Raw genomic sequence first — 15,441 nt, 5'->3', positions numbered from 1 at the left:
GTTATGGACAATTATCTAGATAAAACAGCCAGCTTAACTCCTTTAGCAAAAAGGGTAATCTGTGATAAAGCCACAGAATATCCTCATACAGGCACCTACAATTTTGTAATGACAATCGGTACTTATTTGTGCAGGCGCTGTGGTTTGGCCTTATTTCGTGGGTCAAGCCAATTCAGTTCCGGGTGCGGCTGGCCTAGTTTTGATGATAATATTGTCCATGCGGTGAGACAGATTCCTGACCGCGATGGCAGACGTATGGAAATACTCTGCTCACGCTGTGACGCACATTTAGGACATGTCTTTACCGGAGAATATTTTACGCAAAAGAATTTGCGTCATTGTGTCAATTCAGCTTCCATTGATTTTGTAGCAGACAGCCTGGTATTGGATACTGAAGAAGCGATTATGGCTGGTGGATGCTTCTGGGGGGTTGATCATTTTTTAAAGCAAATCCCCGGAGTTCTTCGTGTTGAGGCAGGCTATACAGGTGGTGTTACCTCAGAACCAAGCTATGAACAAGTGTGCCAAGGCAATACCGGACATTATGAAGCAGTGCGAGTTATTTATGATAAAGCCAAAACGGATTACCACCAGGTTTTAAAACGTTTTTTTGAAATTCATGATCCCACACAAAAATCAGGGCAAGGTCCTGACATTGGCCAGCAATATCAAAGCGCTGTATTTTATTACAATCAAGAACAATTAGAGGAAGCGGAAACCTTAATTCAAATGCTGCAAAAAAGAGGCTACCAAGTTGCTACGCGTCTTTTTTCAGTACAAACATTTTGGCCGGCAGAAGAATACCATCAGGATTATTATGCCAAACATCATAAAGCACCTTATTGTCATCAACCTGTAAACCGGTTTGATTAAGATTTTGGGTTGTGGAGGTACGAAATGGAATTTACTTTTCGAATTGCTAAGAAAAAAGATAAAGAAGAAATCCTTTCTTTAGTAAAAAAATTGGCTGAGCATGAACGAAAAAAACCGGAAGAGGTCAATTTAACTTTAGATAAAATTGAGTCTCACGGTTTTGGGCGAAATAGGTATTTTTATGTCTTACTGGCTGAACATAAAAGAAAGCCGGCCGGTTATGCCTTATTTTTTTTCTCCTACTCTTCCTCAGAAGGGTCGCCCATTCTTTATATCGAAGAGCTATTTGTAGATGAACTCTATCGTAACTATGGATTGGGAACTGCATTGTTGTCGAATCTTGCTCAATTGGCAATTGAGAAAGAATGTTGCCGCATGGAAGGACATGCAGTGACCTGGAATAAAAAAGGCATCGAATTCTTCAAATTTATCGGAGCAACTCCGCGAACGGATTTACTGCAGTTTCGTTTATCCGGTGAACATTTAAAAAAATTGGCTGCACAAAAATAAAGGCATTCATTTTTTCAATTTTTTCATAACCATACCTAAGAAAGGAAACGCCAGTAGTTGGGTTGCAATGGAGAAGATAACCAGTGCTGAAATGGAAATGTCGTAAAGTACGCCCATTACAACACTCCCTAAAAACCAAAAAATACCAAATCCGGTATTGAAAACTCCATAAGCTGAACCTCGTTTTTCTTTCGGTACCATACCGCCAACTATGGCACGCATTAGTGATTCATGAGCACATACACCAATGCTCCATAAAATAACTCCTGCTAAAGCTACACTGGAATTGCCAAAAAAGACTAAAGGCGCAAAAAAACAAGATAAAAAAGAAACAATCACTAAAATAATAAAACCATGACGATCATAAAGAGATCCAAGTAATGGGGCACTTATAATATTAAATCCTTTTGCTATGGCATAAGAAATTGGAATCCACAGCGGGGATAAAAGACCTGTTTTTTGAAAGTGAAATGCGATTAAGGGAAAATCGGCATAGCCTGCTGCTATAAGTGCTGCCCCTGATAAGTACAGCCAAAAAGCGGTGTTCATACTCATGCCAGTCACTTCAAGCGTGTCGTGATGTACCTCCAGATCCTGAGGACGCGGATAGAGCCATCGTGCGAGCAATAAAGTACTTAAGGCACATAATGCAGGGATTAGAAGTAAGGCGAAACAGTACTGATATCCCATTTTAAAATAAAGTGCTAGAGCAATAATCAAGGGACCTAACATAGCACCCGTTTGATCCAATGCTTCATGTAAGCCAAATGCCCAACCCAGTCCTTTTTGGTGTCCTGCATGGGCAAGCATGGCATCGCGAGCCGGTGTACGAATCCCTTTACCTACACGTTCCGTAATAATTAAAACAGCGGCAATCCACCAATGACCGGCTATGGCTAACAAAGGAACTGCTAATAAGTTACAGGTATAGCCAAAAATGGTAATGGTCCAATACTTGTGCGTACGATCAGCAAGATAACCTGATACCATACGTAGAACATAACCTAACAGTTCCCCAAAACCTGATACAAATCCAACAACAGCTGCATTGGCTCCTAATAATGCCAAATATGGCCCGGTGATACTGCGCGATCCTTCATAGGTCATGTCAGCAAAGAGACTCACAATACCCGTAAGGATAATGAATTTAAGTGCAGCATCTTTAGATAAGTCTTTTTGAAAGTTCATGAGTGTATCTCTATAAGGTTATAGATTTTATCTTTTTTTATCCCGGGTTGAAGATACATTACAATCCGTAAAAACTATTATAACTCACCTTACGCACCCAGCTGTCAATAGGCCATATTTCTCAGCTCCTGCATGGCAATTTGATTCGCTTTGACGATGAGTTTGTATTTGATAGCGAAGTGGTTCATTTTTGTTTTGAATTTTATTTTGAATTTTAATAGTTCAAGTTTGCAATAAGCGATGATAAGGCATTTAATGCAATGAACCACCCCATCCACTGAGTTGGCAATTAATTGTTACCAGCTTAGAATTCAAATTGACAATTTTGAAACTAGATGGGAGGTTCATGAATGAATATTAGCTTATTAAGTATTGATATAGCCAAAAACGTGTCGTTAAAAAGCTTATCAATTATGTAAAAAAAGTCTATGGTAAAGACACTATCCTTTTTAACATAGCCGAGGGCATCGTCAAGTTAACTTTTGAGGTACACTGAGATTTATTTATTGAGTCGCCGCAGATGCTACGAAAGAGCCCAAAAAGATATAGATATCCTGTAGAGATAATCAGTATTTGCGTATGGAGTTATCATTGGTTTAATGAGAGCTACCGAGATGTTTCGGAGCGTTTGTTGTCTCGTGGGATTGAGGTAAGCTATGAAACGATACGCCAATGGTGCATCAAATTTGGCCCTCATTTTAAGAGTGTGATTAAGAAGCGAGAGTCAAAGCTATCGGATAAATCGCATTTAGATGAGCAACAGCCGCGCATCAACGGAGAGATTTATTACTTATGGCGAGCGGTCGCATAAGGGATTAAATAATCGCGTGGAAAATACTCATCAGCCCACACGCAGAAAAGAAAAATCTCTCATCCGCTTTAAATCACCAGCCGGTGCTCAGAACGTCCTGGCTTTGATGGGAAAAACCAGAAATATCTTCGCAGCCGCCGTTGGGCGCTATACCAACTCCGCACTAAATCAACGAATCTAATTTCACAGGGCTAAAGACATTTGGCAATCAGCTGCTTCCCAGATTCTTTGCGCCTAAAATTTATCAAGCATTCTTCCCTACATTCATAAAAGTTAACTTGACGATGCCGGAATTTTCAATACAATGATTGTTTTTTTTAATCATAAGTGATTGTTTTTTAATCATAAAAGACTGCCCAGGATAATTAGTGATGCCCATAATTCTCTTTGATGATAACCGCATTAGCGAATCAGAGCTTAAGACCCACAATCGACTACTTCAAGATATTTTATCTGGGAAATTACATACACCACAAATCAAAAAACTGGTGGGAATGGCCTATCAAGGAAACGCGGTTTATAGAGCAAAAATCAACGACAAAATTCGTCTAATTTTTACCTATCAGATTCATGAAGAACAAAACACGTTACTTGTTTTAGGGGTGATGGACGATCACAATTACGCTCAATTGAAAAAACAGCTCGAGGCCTCTAAAACTACTAAGCGTTACCTTGCTATGGATCTTGCTCCAAAAGACAACGAATCGCCAGTTAATATAGAATCGAAGCCAATTACGTTCAAACCTACCATACCTTATAAAGGGAAAACACTTGTTTTGGATGAAAGCCAAGACAAAGCACGTCAAAACAAACCACCTTTAGTACTGTTAGGTCCTCCTGGGGCAGGAAAAACCAGTACTTTATACAACATCATGTGGCGCTATGTAAACAATATAAACGATAACAGCGTCAACCCAGCGCCAGTGCTTTTTCTCTCTTCCTCAAAACATTTAGTCACCCTGCACGAAGGCTTGTACCAAGCAGATAAACCCAATAACCAATACACAATCACCTTCAGCACCTGGCACGATTTACTACAAAGTCACTACCCACAGTCTACTCCAGTTCATGAGGCCTTCTTTGCCCAATGGCTACAAAAACAACCGATTGAAGGCTCCAGCAAAATCATCCATTACGAGCTCAGTTTAATTGCTGCCTTAGGAGCAGAAAAATACCTTAAACTGTGCGCACGCCAATGCTATTATTTCGATAATAAACCCAAACAAGAATTATTAATTAAATTATTGGATCAATGGCAAGCTCATCTCGCGGAAAGCAAATTATTCGATCCCATTGTTACCCCTCTAAATCCAGAGCGCACGCAGCCCTATACTGCAATTTACTTGGATGAAACACAAAATCTACCACCCATAGCATTAAAATCATTAATCCCTCTGGCAATGGAACGTCATTTTGTTTCTTCTTTGGATAGCGAACAATGTCTACTCTCATCACCCTACATTCATAATTGCCTCAAAGAGTTGTTATATCTCTATTATGGAAAAAACTATACCGAGCAACTATTAACTTATACCTGGCGCTGTCCTCGTAAAGTAACCGAGGTAGGTAATCATTTAATGAAAACGAAATACGATATGGATAACGGAAATCAACGACGTGTTTACAAAGACATTGTCTCAAAAAGTCTTGAAAAAGGAATCGTAAGCTGGCTTAACACAGCGGGTTTTCCCGCTATAAAATATCTTGGGGCTTTAGCAGGAACCGCTGTCATTGCTTTCCACGCTGTATCCTCAGAAGAACGCTTGCTCATTAATGAACAGCTAGGCACCAACAATATTTTAAGTCCGGAACAAGCCATTGGACTTGATTTTGATACGGTAATACTCTGGAATCCTGTTTCTAAGGTTAATGCAATATCCTCTCTTACCAAAAAAAATCCAGCCGACCAACTGACGCTGGATCAATGGAATGCGTTAAATGCGCTCTATGTTTCTATAACTCGTGCGCAAAAACATGTCTTTTTTTATGATGAACAACCAAAGCATTGGAAAAATCTCACAACCCAACTAATGGGAGAACTGCCGCTTAATCAATTCGATGCCTTAGAACCTGGAGTGCATGCAACGCCTGAAGCAGAACGAGCAAAATGGCAAGCCCAAGTATCCCCCCATTTACAAGAAGGAAATATAGTGGTAGCTCGAGGCATTATGGAATTTAACCTTGGCCTAAATCCACAGGAGATTGAAAACCAAATCAATTTGGCTAAGCCTTATTCTCCTAAGATGACAACGCCCATTATTTCTAATCCTGAAACGAAACCTCAAGACAGTGTAAAAAACGCTAACGAACCCCCAACAAAATCTAAGAAACCCAAGGCCTCATCAAAGAAAAAAGCATCGGCTTCTTCCTCGACAAAAGACAAAGAGTTTGATTATATTAAAAAGTTAGTTAATTTATATATTGGTGGCGATTTTAGCGCTCTAAAAAAACTATTAGAATCGCCAAAAGTAGAACATTATTTATTTGAGGTTCCGCTAAAAGAATTCAACTCTAGTGGTTACCAATTTAATAGCAATAATGAAAATTTATTTGCATGGCTGGCAGAATGGAATCCGAGTATCCTGACAACAATATTCCTCAATCTTCTCGCTTCCCTCGAAAAAACCAATACTTCTATTTCGCTACCTCTACTAAAGACAATGTGTCGAATTGAAAACAACAAAACCCCCTCATTATTAAGTCTTGTATTCTTCGACATTATTACTACGCCTAAGTATCAAAAATTAATTCAATTTCTCATGAAAACGCAACGTGATGAAGACAAAAAAAACTACATTTCTACTTGTCTGAATGCACCTACTGAAAAAGGCCTAACACCTGCTGGGTTTTGCGTGGAAAAGGGTCTTATAGCAGGACTTGAGGTATTATGTAAATTGGGAGTTAATCTAGGTACCTCCTTAAGCGAGGGATTACCCCTTTCCGTTCAAGCGATTCGTAAAGGACAATTGAAAATACTAAAAGCATTGGACCAATTAGGCGTCAATCTAAACACACCTTTAGAAACAGGCGCAACACCACTATTTTTTGCTGCTATGGAGGGGAATTTAGAGATAGCGCAGTTTTTGCTCACAAAACAAGAAAAACCAATACCACCATTTAAAACATCTAAAAAAATACTGATTAGTTTATTGTGTGAAAAAGAAAATACTGCAAACAACGAGTTGGTATTCAATAGACTAAATTATTTTATTACCGGGCAAGAAACAGATGATGAAAATAGTGATCCATTAATTGAACTTTATCCCGCTGACGTCGCATGGATAAAAGGTCATCTTCACCTACTCCCTCTATTGCTGCCTTATTCTGATAAAATACGCTCTTTTATGAAGGGGGAGCCCCAAAAAGAGAAGGATATGAGCGCCCTTTTGGGAATATACAAAGGTACACATACCTTATTCAAACCGGATAAGCTAGACGATTTATCAGCTCAGTTGTTGCTGAATGTAGCGACAGGAAAACAGGATATGGCCGAAAAGATAGTGAGCATGCACCCTGAGTTGCTGCTAGCACGTGGCACAGTAACTGATTATTCGGGTAGAACCTTCGAGAACATCAGCGCATATGAATACGCTTATTGGGCAAAGGATACTCACATGTGCAGGATGCTAGAAAAATATATGAACGCAGAGACAAAAGCGGCGATGCTCAAGCGCTGTGAGAATATCGAGAAGATTGGGTTGTCTTATAAGCAACATGGTAAGTTTAAGATTTCAAACCATTTTGACTTTACACCACTCAAAACCGCATTAAAAAATTATATTGATGTATATAATTATTCATACGATATAAATAAACATGGTGAAATTCAAGGTATTCCCCGGCATATTTGGAAGGCTGGGGAAGACTCATGGACAATCATTGGTAAAGAACAGCGTGATCTTCCAGCCCATGTGGTTAATGAATATTGCCGGAATGACCGTTCGTTTGATCCAACGCCTACGTTTGAGGAAGATACGTTACCACGGGAGCTAACTTATGAGATTGTCTTTCACCCCAAAAGAGAAGAGCCCTGGTTTCCATTAGCTATTTCTGATTCGAAAGGTCTCGGGGTTGATTTTGCTATATATAAAACAAACAACAAGAAAGCACAAATAATGTATAAAAATGAGTCCGGTGCGGGGCGCTATGACATCAAGCTAGATTTGTTGGCTATAGACCATCTTGATAAAGTTAGAACTGACGAGCTCAAGCAATCACTCGAGAACTTAAAATCGGTTGAACCACGTCTTGATAAATTGGACTTTTGATTAAGTGGCTATCCTAAAACTTGACATCAATTTGACTATAAAGCGCAAAATAAACACTTTTAATCATTGGGAAAGTTTTATGATAAGTAAACAATGGAATGAACCCTCCCTTTAAATAGGCGTCAATAAGCGCCAGAATGTTTTAACCATTTCATAATAAAAGAAAGGAGAGTTGCTATGGAGGCTTTAATGTAATTAACCATCCCACCCACTGAGTTGGCAACCGTTTGTTACCAGCTTAGAGTTCGAATTGGATAATTTGAAACTGAATGGGAGGTTCAACAATGAATATTAGCGTATTAGGCGTAGACATAGCCAAGAATATTTTTCAACTACACGGTGTTGATAGTTCTGGCAAGCGGGTTTTAAAGCAACGTATTGAGCGTGAAAAACTATCTGCCAATATCGCTAATTTACCGTTGTGTACTATTGCAATGGAGTCTTGTCGTGGAGCGAATTACTGGGCTCGTGTATTTCAGTGCTATGGACATACTGTAAAATTAATAACTCGCCTTACGCACCAACCCTTGCTAGATAGTAAAAATTAAGTACACTCTGCATCTGATTTTTAAGGAAGGAAACTTATGCAGATGCTTGATATTTATACTGATTACCTGATAAGCCAAAATAAATATGCAACCGCAACAGGATTGTCTGATATGGTAGACGGAGCAATAAGCCATGATCAAGTGAGCCGATTTCTCAGTAAAAATGAATTGAGTTCAAAAGAGCTATGGCAGTATGTCAAATCAATTGTTCGTGAGTACCAGACTGCTACTGGTGGTGTCTTGTTACTAGACGATTCTATAGAAGAAAAACCATATACAGAGGAGAATGAGGTTAATTGTTGGCACTACTCTCATGCTAAAGGCGAAGTTTTAAAAGGCATTAATATTTTAAGCTGTATGATTCGCTATGATGACTTTAGTGTCCCCGTTGGCTATGAGGTCATAAAAAAAGACATTGTCTTTTGTGATGTTAAGACCAAAAAAGAGCGCCGAAAATCAGCTACAGCTAAAAACGAATTGTTTCGTAGGCTAATAGACCTTGCTGTTAACAACAAAGTTTTATTTGAGTTTGTGCTTGCAGATAACTGGTTTGGCTCGAAGGCCAATATGGCTTACATCCATAATGACCTCCAAAAGTCTTTTATTATTGGGATTAAATCTAATCGCACATTAGCTTTATCCAAAGATGACGCCAAAAACGGTCGGTATACAAAAGTCAAAGACTTAGATTTAGAAGAGGACATCGCTCATACAGTCTGGCTTAAAGGATTAGAATTCTCAGTCAGGCTATTAAAGAAAACTTTCAAAAACGAAAATGGTTCTACAGGTGTTCTCTATCTCGTTTCTAATGATATGACCAGCAGTGCCGAACGTCTTTATGAGGTCTACCAGAAACGGTGGCGAATTGAAGAGTATCACAAGTCAGTAAAGCAAAACGCGAGCTTAGCAAAGTCGTCAACAAAGACCGCCCGAACTCAATGCAATCATGTGTTTGCCGCTATCATCGCTTATTGCAAACTTGAACTATTAAAATTCAAAACAAAAATGAACCACTTCGCTATCAAATACAAACTCATCGTCAAAGCGAATCAAATTGCCATGCAGGAGCTGAGACATATGGCCTATTGACGGCTGGGTGCGCAAGATGAGTTATAAGCATCTTAACAAGTATTAAATACATAGTCTTGTAGTAGGGCTTTATCGCGTGGTTTAAATGATAAAAATTTCGTAAAATTTGAACAATAAGATTGAAAATGTTGCTTTGAAAACTATACTTTTTATTAAGTAACTCGTTACTTACTAAAGATGTTTTCATTTGTTGCAGAGGTTCATTATGTTGTCTTCAAAATTATCCAAAGTATGCCTAGGAACGGCTCTTTCATTTGCGCTCGTTTTACCTAGTTATGCTCTTGCAGTTACAGGAGTATCAGCAGCTCAAACAAAAGGAATAGCTTTAGCTCCGGCGAAAGTATCAACTACAAAAGTTAATGCTGCTGTAGCGGCACGCTATAAAATGGCAGGATTTAGAACTATCGTTGGGGGAAAAACAACGGGTCTTGGTGCTCTTATCCCTCGTAAAGCAACGCCTAAGGCTGCAGCTGTAGGCAAGGTAACAGTTACACGCGGGGTGTTAAACTTTAGAAAACGCTAGTTCCAGTTTATATAGTTGGAATACCTCATCATATTCCCTCTTATTGTGTCATCGATAAGAGGGAATATTTTTTTATCTGATAAGCAATGGATTTTTCTAGTTAGCACAATTTAAATGAAAAACCTTTCGGAAGGGGCTGATAGAGCTCTATACCAGACCAGACAAGGGGTTTAAGTCTAAAGATAGTGTAAAATTCATGCAATAAGATTGAAATGCAACCTCGCATAACTATACTTTTTATAGGTGATTAATTAATTACCTGATGTTTTCATTTTTTGCAGAGGTATCAATCATCATGTTGTATTCAATATTATCCAGGGCATGCTTAGGAAGTGTTCTTTCTTTTGCATTTGTTTTACCAAGTTATGCTGCTACTAGCGTAGCGAAAACCACTGCGGCTGCTAAAGTAGCTCCGACGGCAACAAAAGGTACAGCTGCTGCAGCTAAAGCGATTCCGGCAGCAACAACAACAGGTACAGCTGCTGGAGCTAAAGCGATTCCGACAGCAACAACAACAGGCACAGCAGTTGGAGCTAAAGCGATTCCGACAGCAACAACAACAGGTACAGCAGTTGGAGCTCAAGTTGGGCCAGTAGTTAACACAGGTTCTGCAACGGCGACTGGAGTAGCCAATGTGGGTTCTGCAACAAGTTCGACGAGCGGAGTAGCCAATGTAAGTTCTGCAACAGGAGTTACGGCACCTGCAACTGTGGTTCCGGCTAATAAAGTAGTCAATGCTCCAGCGGTTACAAAGGCGACAGGTGTTGCTAATGTTGGCGTAATGCAACGCTATCATATGATGGGATTTCGAGGTATTGTTGGAGGCGGAGGAAATAACTTTGTTGGTGGAAAAGTTACTGTGCTGCGTAAAGTGACTGTAGGTAAGACTGCTGCTCCCGCTGCATTGACTAAAGCTCCTGCTCCTGCTGCAGCAGTAGGTAAAACTGGAATTCTCCGAACTGGATTTTTTGGCTTGAAAAGACGTTAATTTTAGTCTTTCTTTATGGATATCTAATGCATCCCCTCTTATTGTAATTGATAAGAGGGGATGTTTTTTCTTAAAATTTAGGGTTTGAAGCAGCTAGGATGATTGTTCCTTTTTATATTGTTCATCCGCCTCTTTCGCTTTACGTTGATTTTCTTGCAATTGAAGTGCATTAAGTTGTTGTTGCCAGAGTGCAGCAGCTTGCGTTTTAAGTTGATTAAACTTTCTGACTAATAATCCTAAGTGTGTTGCCAGCATTGGAAGTTTCTTGGGTCCAAAGACAATGAGGGCAACAATAAAAATGACAAGAAGTTCGCCACTGCTCATGAGGATTTATCATCCTCTTTTGGCGACTCACTGGTTTGTTCTTCATTCAATGCTTTGCGGAAATTTCGAATCGCTTCGCCAAGATCCGTACCTATGGTTTTTAATTTGGAAGTGCCAAAAAGAGCAATAATAATGACTAGAATTAATAATAAAGAAAGAGGGCTGATGCCACTTAGTCCCATGTTAGTTCCTCGCGTTACGGTTAATAAGCACAAACAGACCGGTCAAAATGGCTCCGGTTAAAGCAAGAGGAGCGAGCTGCTTGTGGTGGATAAGATGCAAATAGTCTAAGAGGCTAACTAGAAGGAAAGAAAGCCCTGCGCCAATTGCAATGCTATTCCATTGTACTGCTGATTTTTCATTTTCTGGCTGCGCGTTGGCACGCTCTTTATTTATTATTAATTCTTCTTTTTTAAGCTCTAGAAAATCAAAGAGCAGTTTTGGCATGTGGGGTAATTGTTCTGCAAAAAACGGAAGATTATGTTTTAATTGGGTGAAAAACGCTTTAGGCCCTATTTGGTCTTTTACCCATTTTTCGAGAAAAGGTTTCGCAGTGGCCCACAAATCCAGATCGGGATAAAGTTGGCGCCCTAGTCCTTCTACGGCCAGTAAGGTTTTTTGTAATAAAACCAGCTGTGGTTGCACTTCCATATGGAAGCGTCTCGCAACCTGAAAAAGACGCAACACCACTTGCGCAAAGGAAATATCCTTTAAAGGCCGTTCAAAAATAGGCTCGCATACAGTACGAATACCGCTTTCAAATTCTTCAACACGTGTGTTACGGGCAACCCAGCCTGATTCAACATGTAATTCGGCGACACGTCGGTAATCTCGATTGAAAAAGGCTAAGAGATTTTCAGCTAAATATCGCTTATCATTGTCATTTAAAGTACCCATAATGCCAAAGTCAATGCAGATGTATTGTGGCTCTTTGGGATTTTTGTAAGAGACAAAAATATTTCCTGGATGCATGTCCGCATGAAAAAAACAATCGCGAAATACTTGGGTAAAGAAAATTTCAACACCACGTTCGGCGAGTTTTTTTATGTCCACTCCATGCGCCTGCAAGCTTTTGATGTCTGATACAGGTATGCCATGGATACGCTCCAGCACCATCACATTGGGGCGGGAATAATCCCAATATATTTCCGGGATGTATAAAATGGGAGAGTGCTCAAAGTTTCGTCTTAATTGAGCTGCATTTGCAGCTTCTCTTGATAAGTCAAGCTCATCGAGTAAGGTGTGTTCAAATTCTGTTACAATTTCCTTAGGTTTTAAGCGTCTAATCTCTGGCCAATAGCGATCTGCCCATTTGGCAATAGTATGCATAATACTCAAATCTTGCTCAATAATGCGTCGCATATTAGGTCGTAGCACTTTAACAATCACGTCTTCGCCCGTTTTCAGTGTTGCTGCATGGACTTGCGCCATAGAGGCTGATGCCAAAGGTATGGGATCAAATTCCGCAAAGACTTCATAGGGGGATAAGCCATAAGCTTTTTCAATAATCGCCATTGCTTGTTCACTGGCGAATGGAGGAACTTTATCTTGCAATTTGCTGAGCTCAAGGGCGATATCCAGAGGCAAAATATCGGGACGAGTAGAGAGTGCTTGCCCAAATTTGATGAAAATAGGCCCCAGTTCTTCCAACGACTTACGAAGCGCTTCGCCATGTGTTAAACGTTCCTTGCGAAACCAATTCCAGGGATTTAAATAAACAATGAAACGCAACGGTGCAAACAATCTTAATGACACGACTACATTATCCAGGCCGTTTTTGGCCAGAATATAATTAATATGAATCAGGCGAATGAGTTTCTTAATTGATTTCATGGCGGCTTATTAGTTGATTTACATGAGCCTGTAGACGCTCAACACTTAAGGATAACTCATCGACTTCGGCAAAAAAATCTTCCAATTCATATTTTGAGGGAATCACGCGTAACTCTTCTTGGAGGTATTCGGACACATTTTGGCGCATGGATTCATCAAGTTTCTTCTTGAGTGACATTCCTTTTCGCACAAAAGAACCAATTTGATGTGCGACCACATCACCAGTAAAGTGGGCCAAATGTCCTTCCCAATCAATATCCATCTCATCAAATAGTTTTTTTACGTGTTGCCCTAATTCCGTGTCTCCAGTCATGCGGATTTTATCATTAAACAATGAGCGAGCTTTTGATGCGGGTAATAAACTGAGACGGATTAAACCTAAAGGATTGCTATGAATTACGGTATCTGCATCTCTATCGCAGCGATCAAGCAGGATGATTTCGCCGTCTTTAAAAAGAATGAAAAAATTAACATTTAAAGGGCTTATTATCATCTCAAGGATTTTATCATCAAGTGCTTTTAGCTTGACTGGCGTCTGTTCATCCAGTTTGGCGGCTTTATTAATGGCTATTTGAAGCGCTTTTAAGGAATATTTTTTTAACATAATGCACTCAATATTTATAGGCAATGTGCAAGGCAACTATGCCTCCGCTGAGATTGTCATAGTGGCAGTCTTCAAATCCCGCATGCTCAATCATTTCTTTTAGTTTGGTTTGATTTGGATGCATACGTATGGATTCAGCAAGGTATTGATAACTGGATTTGTCCTGCGCAATAAATCCTCCTATTTTAGGTAAAATATTAAACGAATACCAGTCATAAATAGGTTTTAATCCAGGAAATGTAGGTGTGGAAAATTCGAGAATCATCACTTTTCCCCCGGGCTTGCATACCCGATACATTGAACGAAGTGCTTCTTCTTTATCCGTGACGTTTCTTAAACCAAACCCCATAGTAATGCAATGAAACGTATTATCAGCAAAAGGAAGGCATTGAGCATTACCTTGCACGTAATCAATATTTTTGTATAACCCTTCGTCCAATAAACGATTTCGTCCCACCTGAAGCATGGCCGAATTAATATCAGCAAGAACAACTCGGCCTGTTTCCCCAACTTTTTTACATAATAATCGTGTTAAATCACCACTTCCACCAGCTAAGTCCAAGACAAACTGCCCCGGATGTACTTGACTTAAGGCTACAGTATAGCGTTTCCACAGGTGATGAATACCTAAAGACATTAAGTCATTCATCACATCATAGTTTTTGGCTACTGAATGAAAAACTTCAGCTACTTTCTTCTCTTTTTCATCCCAGGAAACAGTGGAGTAACCAAAATGAGTCGTTTTTTCTTTATCAGCCATACAGAGAACACGGATTTGTTATTTAATGCTCCATATTAACTGATTTTTAGTAGGATACCCAGTCTTATATGTTCTACTTATTCATTAGGTAATATGAACGAGCGCAAGAGTATATTTTGTTCAAGGGCTTTATTTTTGACATGGTTTAGATATTATTCGGCCAAATTTAATTTTTAAAACGAAACAAAAGGTAGGTAAAAATTTATGAAATCAATTCTTGAACTTATTTCCATGATTGATAAAGAAGGCACTTCGACAATTACTGGTGTTAAAAACCGAATCAATCAGCTTATGGAATTAAATGAGGGTGGATTTAATGTTGGCGAATCAACTAGTCGCGATAGTGCAGATGGGGCGTTTACTGATTTAAGAACGTCGCCTTTACCTACCTTAGGTCCTAAGGCAACAGAAATAAGAAGACGTTTAACCTTGTTACAAAATAAATACAACTTAATTCAATTTGAAGAAAAAGTGAAAGAGGGTGATCAGTCTACATTTATTATTACCCAGGTTGCTTATCCTGAATTTCTTAACGTGACTGAATTTAATTTTCAATTTCCTGCAGAAGATATGCATTCTCCTGAAGTCAATTCAGTCATAATCAGAAGTGGATTACATGGCATCCGTTGTCACTACATTAAAGCCCAACGTGGTAATCAAACGTTTTATCCCATTCAGGATTTGCAAATGCTTGAAGAGCCTTCCCATCAGGAGCCTAATGATGATGTAATCACCTATATGAGGAATAATTCTGGTGATAATTTTTCTATCATGGACTTCATTGCTGCTCAAGATCAAAAAGATTTTAATGAGATTAAGAGTATGCTAAATAAATTTTGTGATTTGACCACGAATAATCAATTTTCACTTTATTTTCAATCCAGTAGTCCTGAATTTCCAATCGACCTTAGAGTTTTTCTCGATAAGGATGATGAAAAAGGAAAAAATGCTCAATTAAAGCTCTCAGGTTTTGTCCAATTCGGAGGCAGTTTAATTTATGAAGTAAAGTCCTCTGAAAATTCTAGTCAAATAGCGATTATCATATTACCCTGGCGTCTAAAAGTTGATTATTCCCATGCAGCATATTTAGTCTCATTTTTCTTAAAAAAATTCATAATTTTA

15 protein-coding genes and 1 pseudogene are annotated in these 15,441 nt (G+C 39.2%); 9 read left to right on the top strand and 7 right to left on the bottom strand.

Annotation, left to right across the window (positions count from 1 at the left end):
- Window positions 1-3: 3 nt before the first annotated feature.
- On the top strand, window positions 4-873 hold the full coding sequence (locus Lstg_RS12530; RefSeq protein WP_058478029.1) for a bifunctional methionine sulfoxide reductase B/A protein: 870 nt from the start codon (window positions 4-6) through the stop codon (window positions 871-873).
- 24 nt (window positions 874-897) lie between these two features.
- On the top strand, window positions 898-1,383 hold the full coding sequence (locus tag Lstg_RS12525) for a GNAT family N-acetyltransferase (protein WP_058478028.1): 486 nt from the start codon (window positions 898-900) through the stop codon (window positions 1,381-1,383).
- Window positions 1,384-1,389: 6 nt separating this feature from the next.
- Here the strand turns inward: Lstg_RS12525 and Lstg_RS12520 are convergent, their stop codons facing one another.
- Together Lstg_RS12520 and Lstg_RS18200 are read right to left on the bottom strand one after the other, a co-directional pair.
- Window positions 1,390-2,571, bottom strand: coding sequence for an MFS transporter (locus Lstg_RS12520; protein WP_058478027.1), 1,182 nt, complete (start codon window positions 2,569-2,571; stop codon window positions 1,390-1,392).
- A 104-nt stretch (window positions 2,572-2,675) separates the two neighbouring features.
- Window positions 2,676-2,816: pseudogene (locus tag Lstg_RS18200) on the bottom strand (IS701 family transposase); the annotation flags it as partial.
- 275 nt (window positions 2,817-3,091) lie between these two features.
- Between Lstg_RS18200 and Lstg_RS17725 the strand changes: the two are divergent.
- The 6 genes from Lstg_RS17725 (at window position 3,092) to Lstg_RS12490 (ending at window position 10,798) form a co-directional block, all read left to right on the top strand.
- Complete coding sequence (locus Lstg_RS17725; protein ID WP_133129215.1) at window positions 3,092-3,382, top strand: IS6 family transposase; 291 nt, start codon at window positions 3,092-3,094, stop codon at window positions 3,380-3,382.
- Between the two features lie 371 nt (window positions 3,383-3,753).
- Complete coding sequence (locus tag Lstg_RS12510) at window positions 3,754-7,650, top strand: ankyrin repeat domain-containing protein (RefSeq protein ID WP_058478025.1); 3,897 nt, start codon at window positions 3,754-3,756, stop codon at window positions 7,648-7,650.
- A gap of 284 nt (window positions 7,651-7,934) precedes the next feature.
- Entirely contained in the window at window positions 7,935-8,198 is a 264-nt protein-coding gene (locus tag Lstg_RS12505; protein WP_058478024.1) for an IS110 family transposase, read from the top strand.
- A gap of 36 nt (window positions 8,199-8,234) precedes the next feature.
- Window positions 8,235-9,287 carry an IS701 family transposase gene (locus tag Lstg_RS12500; RefSeq protein WP_058478023.1) on the top strand — a complete coding sequence of 351 codons (1,053 nt, stop codon included), beginning with the start codon at window positions 8,235-8,237 and terminating at the stop codon, window positions 9,285-9,287.
- Between the two features lie 205 nt (window positions 9,288-9,492).
- On the top strand, window positions 9,493-9,810 hold the full coding sequence (locus tag Lstg_RS12495) for a hypothetical protein (protein ID WP_058478022.1): 318 nt from the start codon (window positions 9,493-9,495) through the stop codon (window positions 9,808-9,810).
- Between the two features lie 295 nt (window positions 9,811-10,105).
- Entirely contained in the window at window positions 10,106-10,798 is a 693-nt protein-coding gene (locus Lstg_RS12490; protein WP_133129214.1) for a hypothetical protein, read from the top strand.
- A 93-nt stretch (window positions 10,799-10,891) separates the two neighbouring features.
- Here the strand turns inward: Lstg_RS12490 and Lstg_RS12485 are convergent, their stop codons facing one another.
- Genes Lstg_RS12485 through ubiE form a run of 5 tightly spaced genes read right to left on the bottom strand, consistent with a single transcriptional unit; the run spans window position 10,892 to window position 14,319 of the window.
- Window positions 10,892-11,122 (bottom strand): Sec-independent protein translocase subunit TatA/TatB, encoded by a 231-nt coding sequence (locus Lstg_RS12485; protein WP_058478020.1) that lies wholly within the window; start codon window positions 11,120-11,122, stop codon window positions 10,892-10,894.
- Window positions 11,119-11,304 carry a twin-arginine translocase TatA/TatE family subunit gene (gene tatA, locus Lstg_RS12480; RefSeq protein WP_058478019.1) on the bottom strand — a complete coding sequence of 62 codons (186 nt, stop codon included), beginning with the start codon at window positions 11,302-11,304 and terminating at the stop codon, window positions 11,119-11,121. Before tatA ends, Lstg_RS12485 begins: the two co-directional genes overlap by 4 nt.
- A 1-nt stretch (window position 11,305) precedes the next feature.
- Window positions 11,306-12,955 (bottom strand): ubiquinone biosynthesis regulatory protein kinase UbiB, encoded by a 1,650-nt coding sequence (ubiB, locus tag Lstg_RS12475; RefSeq protein ID WP_058478018.1) that lies wholly within the window; start codon window positions 12,953-12,955, stop codon window positions 11,306-11,308.
- Window positions 12,942-13,559, bottom strand: a complete 618-nt coding sequence (locus Lstg_RS12470) for a ubiquinone biosynthesis accessory factor UbiJ (RefSeq protein ID WP_058478017.1) — start codon at window positions 13,557-13,559, stop codon at window positions 12,942-12,944. The genes ubiB and Lstg_RS12470 overlap by 14 nt, the downstream gene beginning before the upstream one ends.
- A gap of 7 nt (window positions 13,560-13,566) precedes the next feature.
- Complete coding sequence (gene ubiE, locus Lstg_RS12465) at window positions 13,567-14,319, bottom strand: bifunctional demethylmenaquinone methyltransferase/2-methoxy-6-polyprenyl-1,4-benzoquinol methylase UbiE (RefSeq protein ID WP_058478016.1); 753 nt, start codon at window positions 14,317-14,319, stop codon at window positions 13,567-13,569.
- 204 nt (window positions 14,320-14,523) lie between these two features.
- On the opposite strand from ubiE, the gene Lstg_RS12460 reads away from it, so the two are divergent.
- Window positions 14,524-15,441 (top strand): hypothetical protein (locus Lstg_RS12460; protein ID WP_156413870.1); only part of this gene is annotated, 918 nt, incomplete at its 3' end.

It is taken from the genome of Legionella steigerwaltii, from assembly GCF_001468065.1.
GTDB lineage: Bacteria > Pseudomonadota > Gammaproteobacteria > Legionellales > Legionellaceae > Legionella > Legionella steigerwaltii.
The sequence above is the reverse complement of the archived record's forward strand: the minus strand, read 5'-3'. Positions and strand labels throughout refer to the sequence as shown.

Bases quoted from the DNA above. Each gene is read 5' to 3' on its own strand.
- Lstg_RS12530 (WP_058478029.1), top strand. From the start codon at position 4: ATGGACAATTATCTAGATAAAACAGCCAGCTTAACTCCTTTAGCAAAA.
- Lstg_RS12525 (WP_058478028.1), top strand. From the start codon at position 898: ATGGAATTTACTTTTCGAATTGCTAAGAAAAAAGATAAAGAAGAAATC.
- Lstg_RS12520 (WP_058478027.1), bottom strand. From the start codon at position 2,571: ATGAACTTTCAAAAAGACTTATCTAAAGATGCTGCACTTAAATTCATT.
- Lstg_RS17725 (WP_133129215.1), top strand. From the start codon at position 3,092: ATGCTACGAAAGAGCCCAAAAAGATATAGATATCCTGTAGAGATAATC.
- Lstg_RS12510 (WP_058478025.1), top strand. From the start codon at position 3,754: ATGCCCATAATTCTCTTTGATGATAACCGCATTAGCGAATCAGAGCTT.
- Lstg_RS12505 (WP_058478024.1), top strand. From the start codon at position 7,935: ATGAATATTAGCGTATTAGGCGTAGACATAGCCAAGAATATTTTTCAA.
- Lstg_RS12500 (WP_058478023.1), top strand. From the start codon at position 8,235: ATGCAGATGCTTGATATTTATACTGATTACCTGATAAGCCAAAATAAA.
- Lstg_RS12495 (WP_058478022.1), top strand. From the start codon at position 9,493: ATGTTGTCTTCAAAATTATCCAAAGTATGCCTAGGAACGGCTCTTTCA.
- Lstg_RS12490 (WP_133129214.1), top strand. From the start codon at position 10,106: ATGTTGTATTCAATATTATCCAGGGCATGCTTAGGAAGTGTTCTTTCT.
- Lstg_RS12485 (WP_058478020.1), bottom strand. From the start codon at position 11,122: ATGAGCAGTGGCGAACTTCTTGTCATTTTTATTGTTGCCCTCATTGTC.
- tatA (WP_058478019.1), bottom strand. From the start codon at position 11,304: ATGGGACTAAGTGGCATCAGCCCTCTTTCTTTATTATTAATTCTAGTC.
- ubiB (WP_058478018.1), bottom strand. From the start codon at position 12,955: ATGAAATCAATTAAGAAACTCATTCGCCTGATTCATATTAATTATATT.
- Lstg_RS12470 (WP_058478017.1), bottom strand. From the start codon at position 13,559: ATGTTAAAAAAATATTCCTTAAAAGCGCTTCAAATAGCCATTAATAAA.
- ubiE (WP_058478016.1), bottom strand. From the start codon at position 14,319: ATGGCTGATAAAGAAAAAACGACTCATTTTGGTTACTCCACTGTTTCC.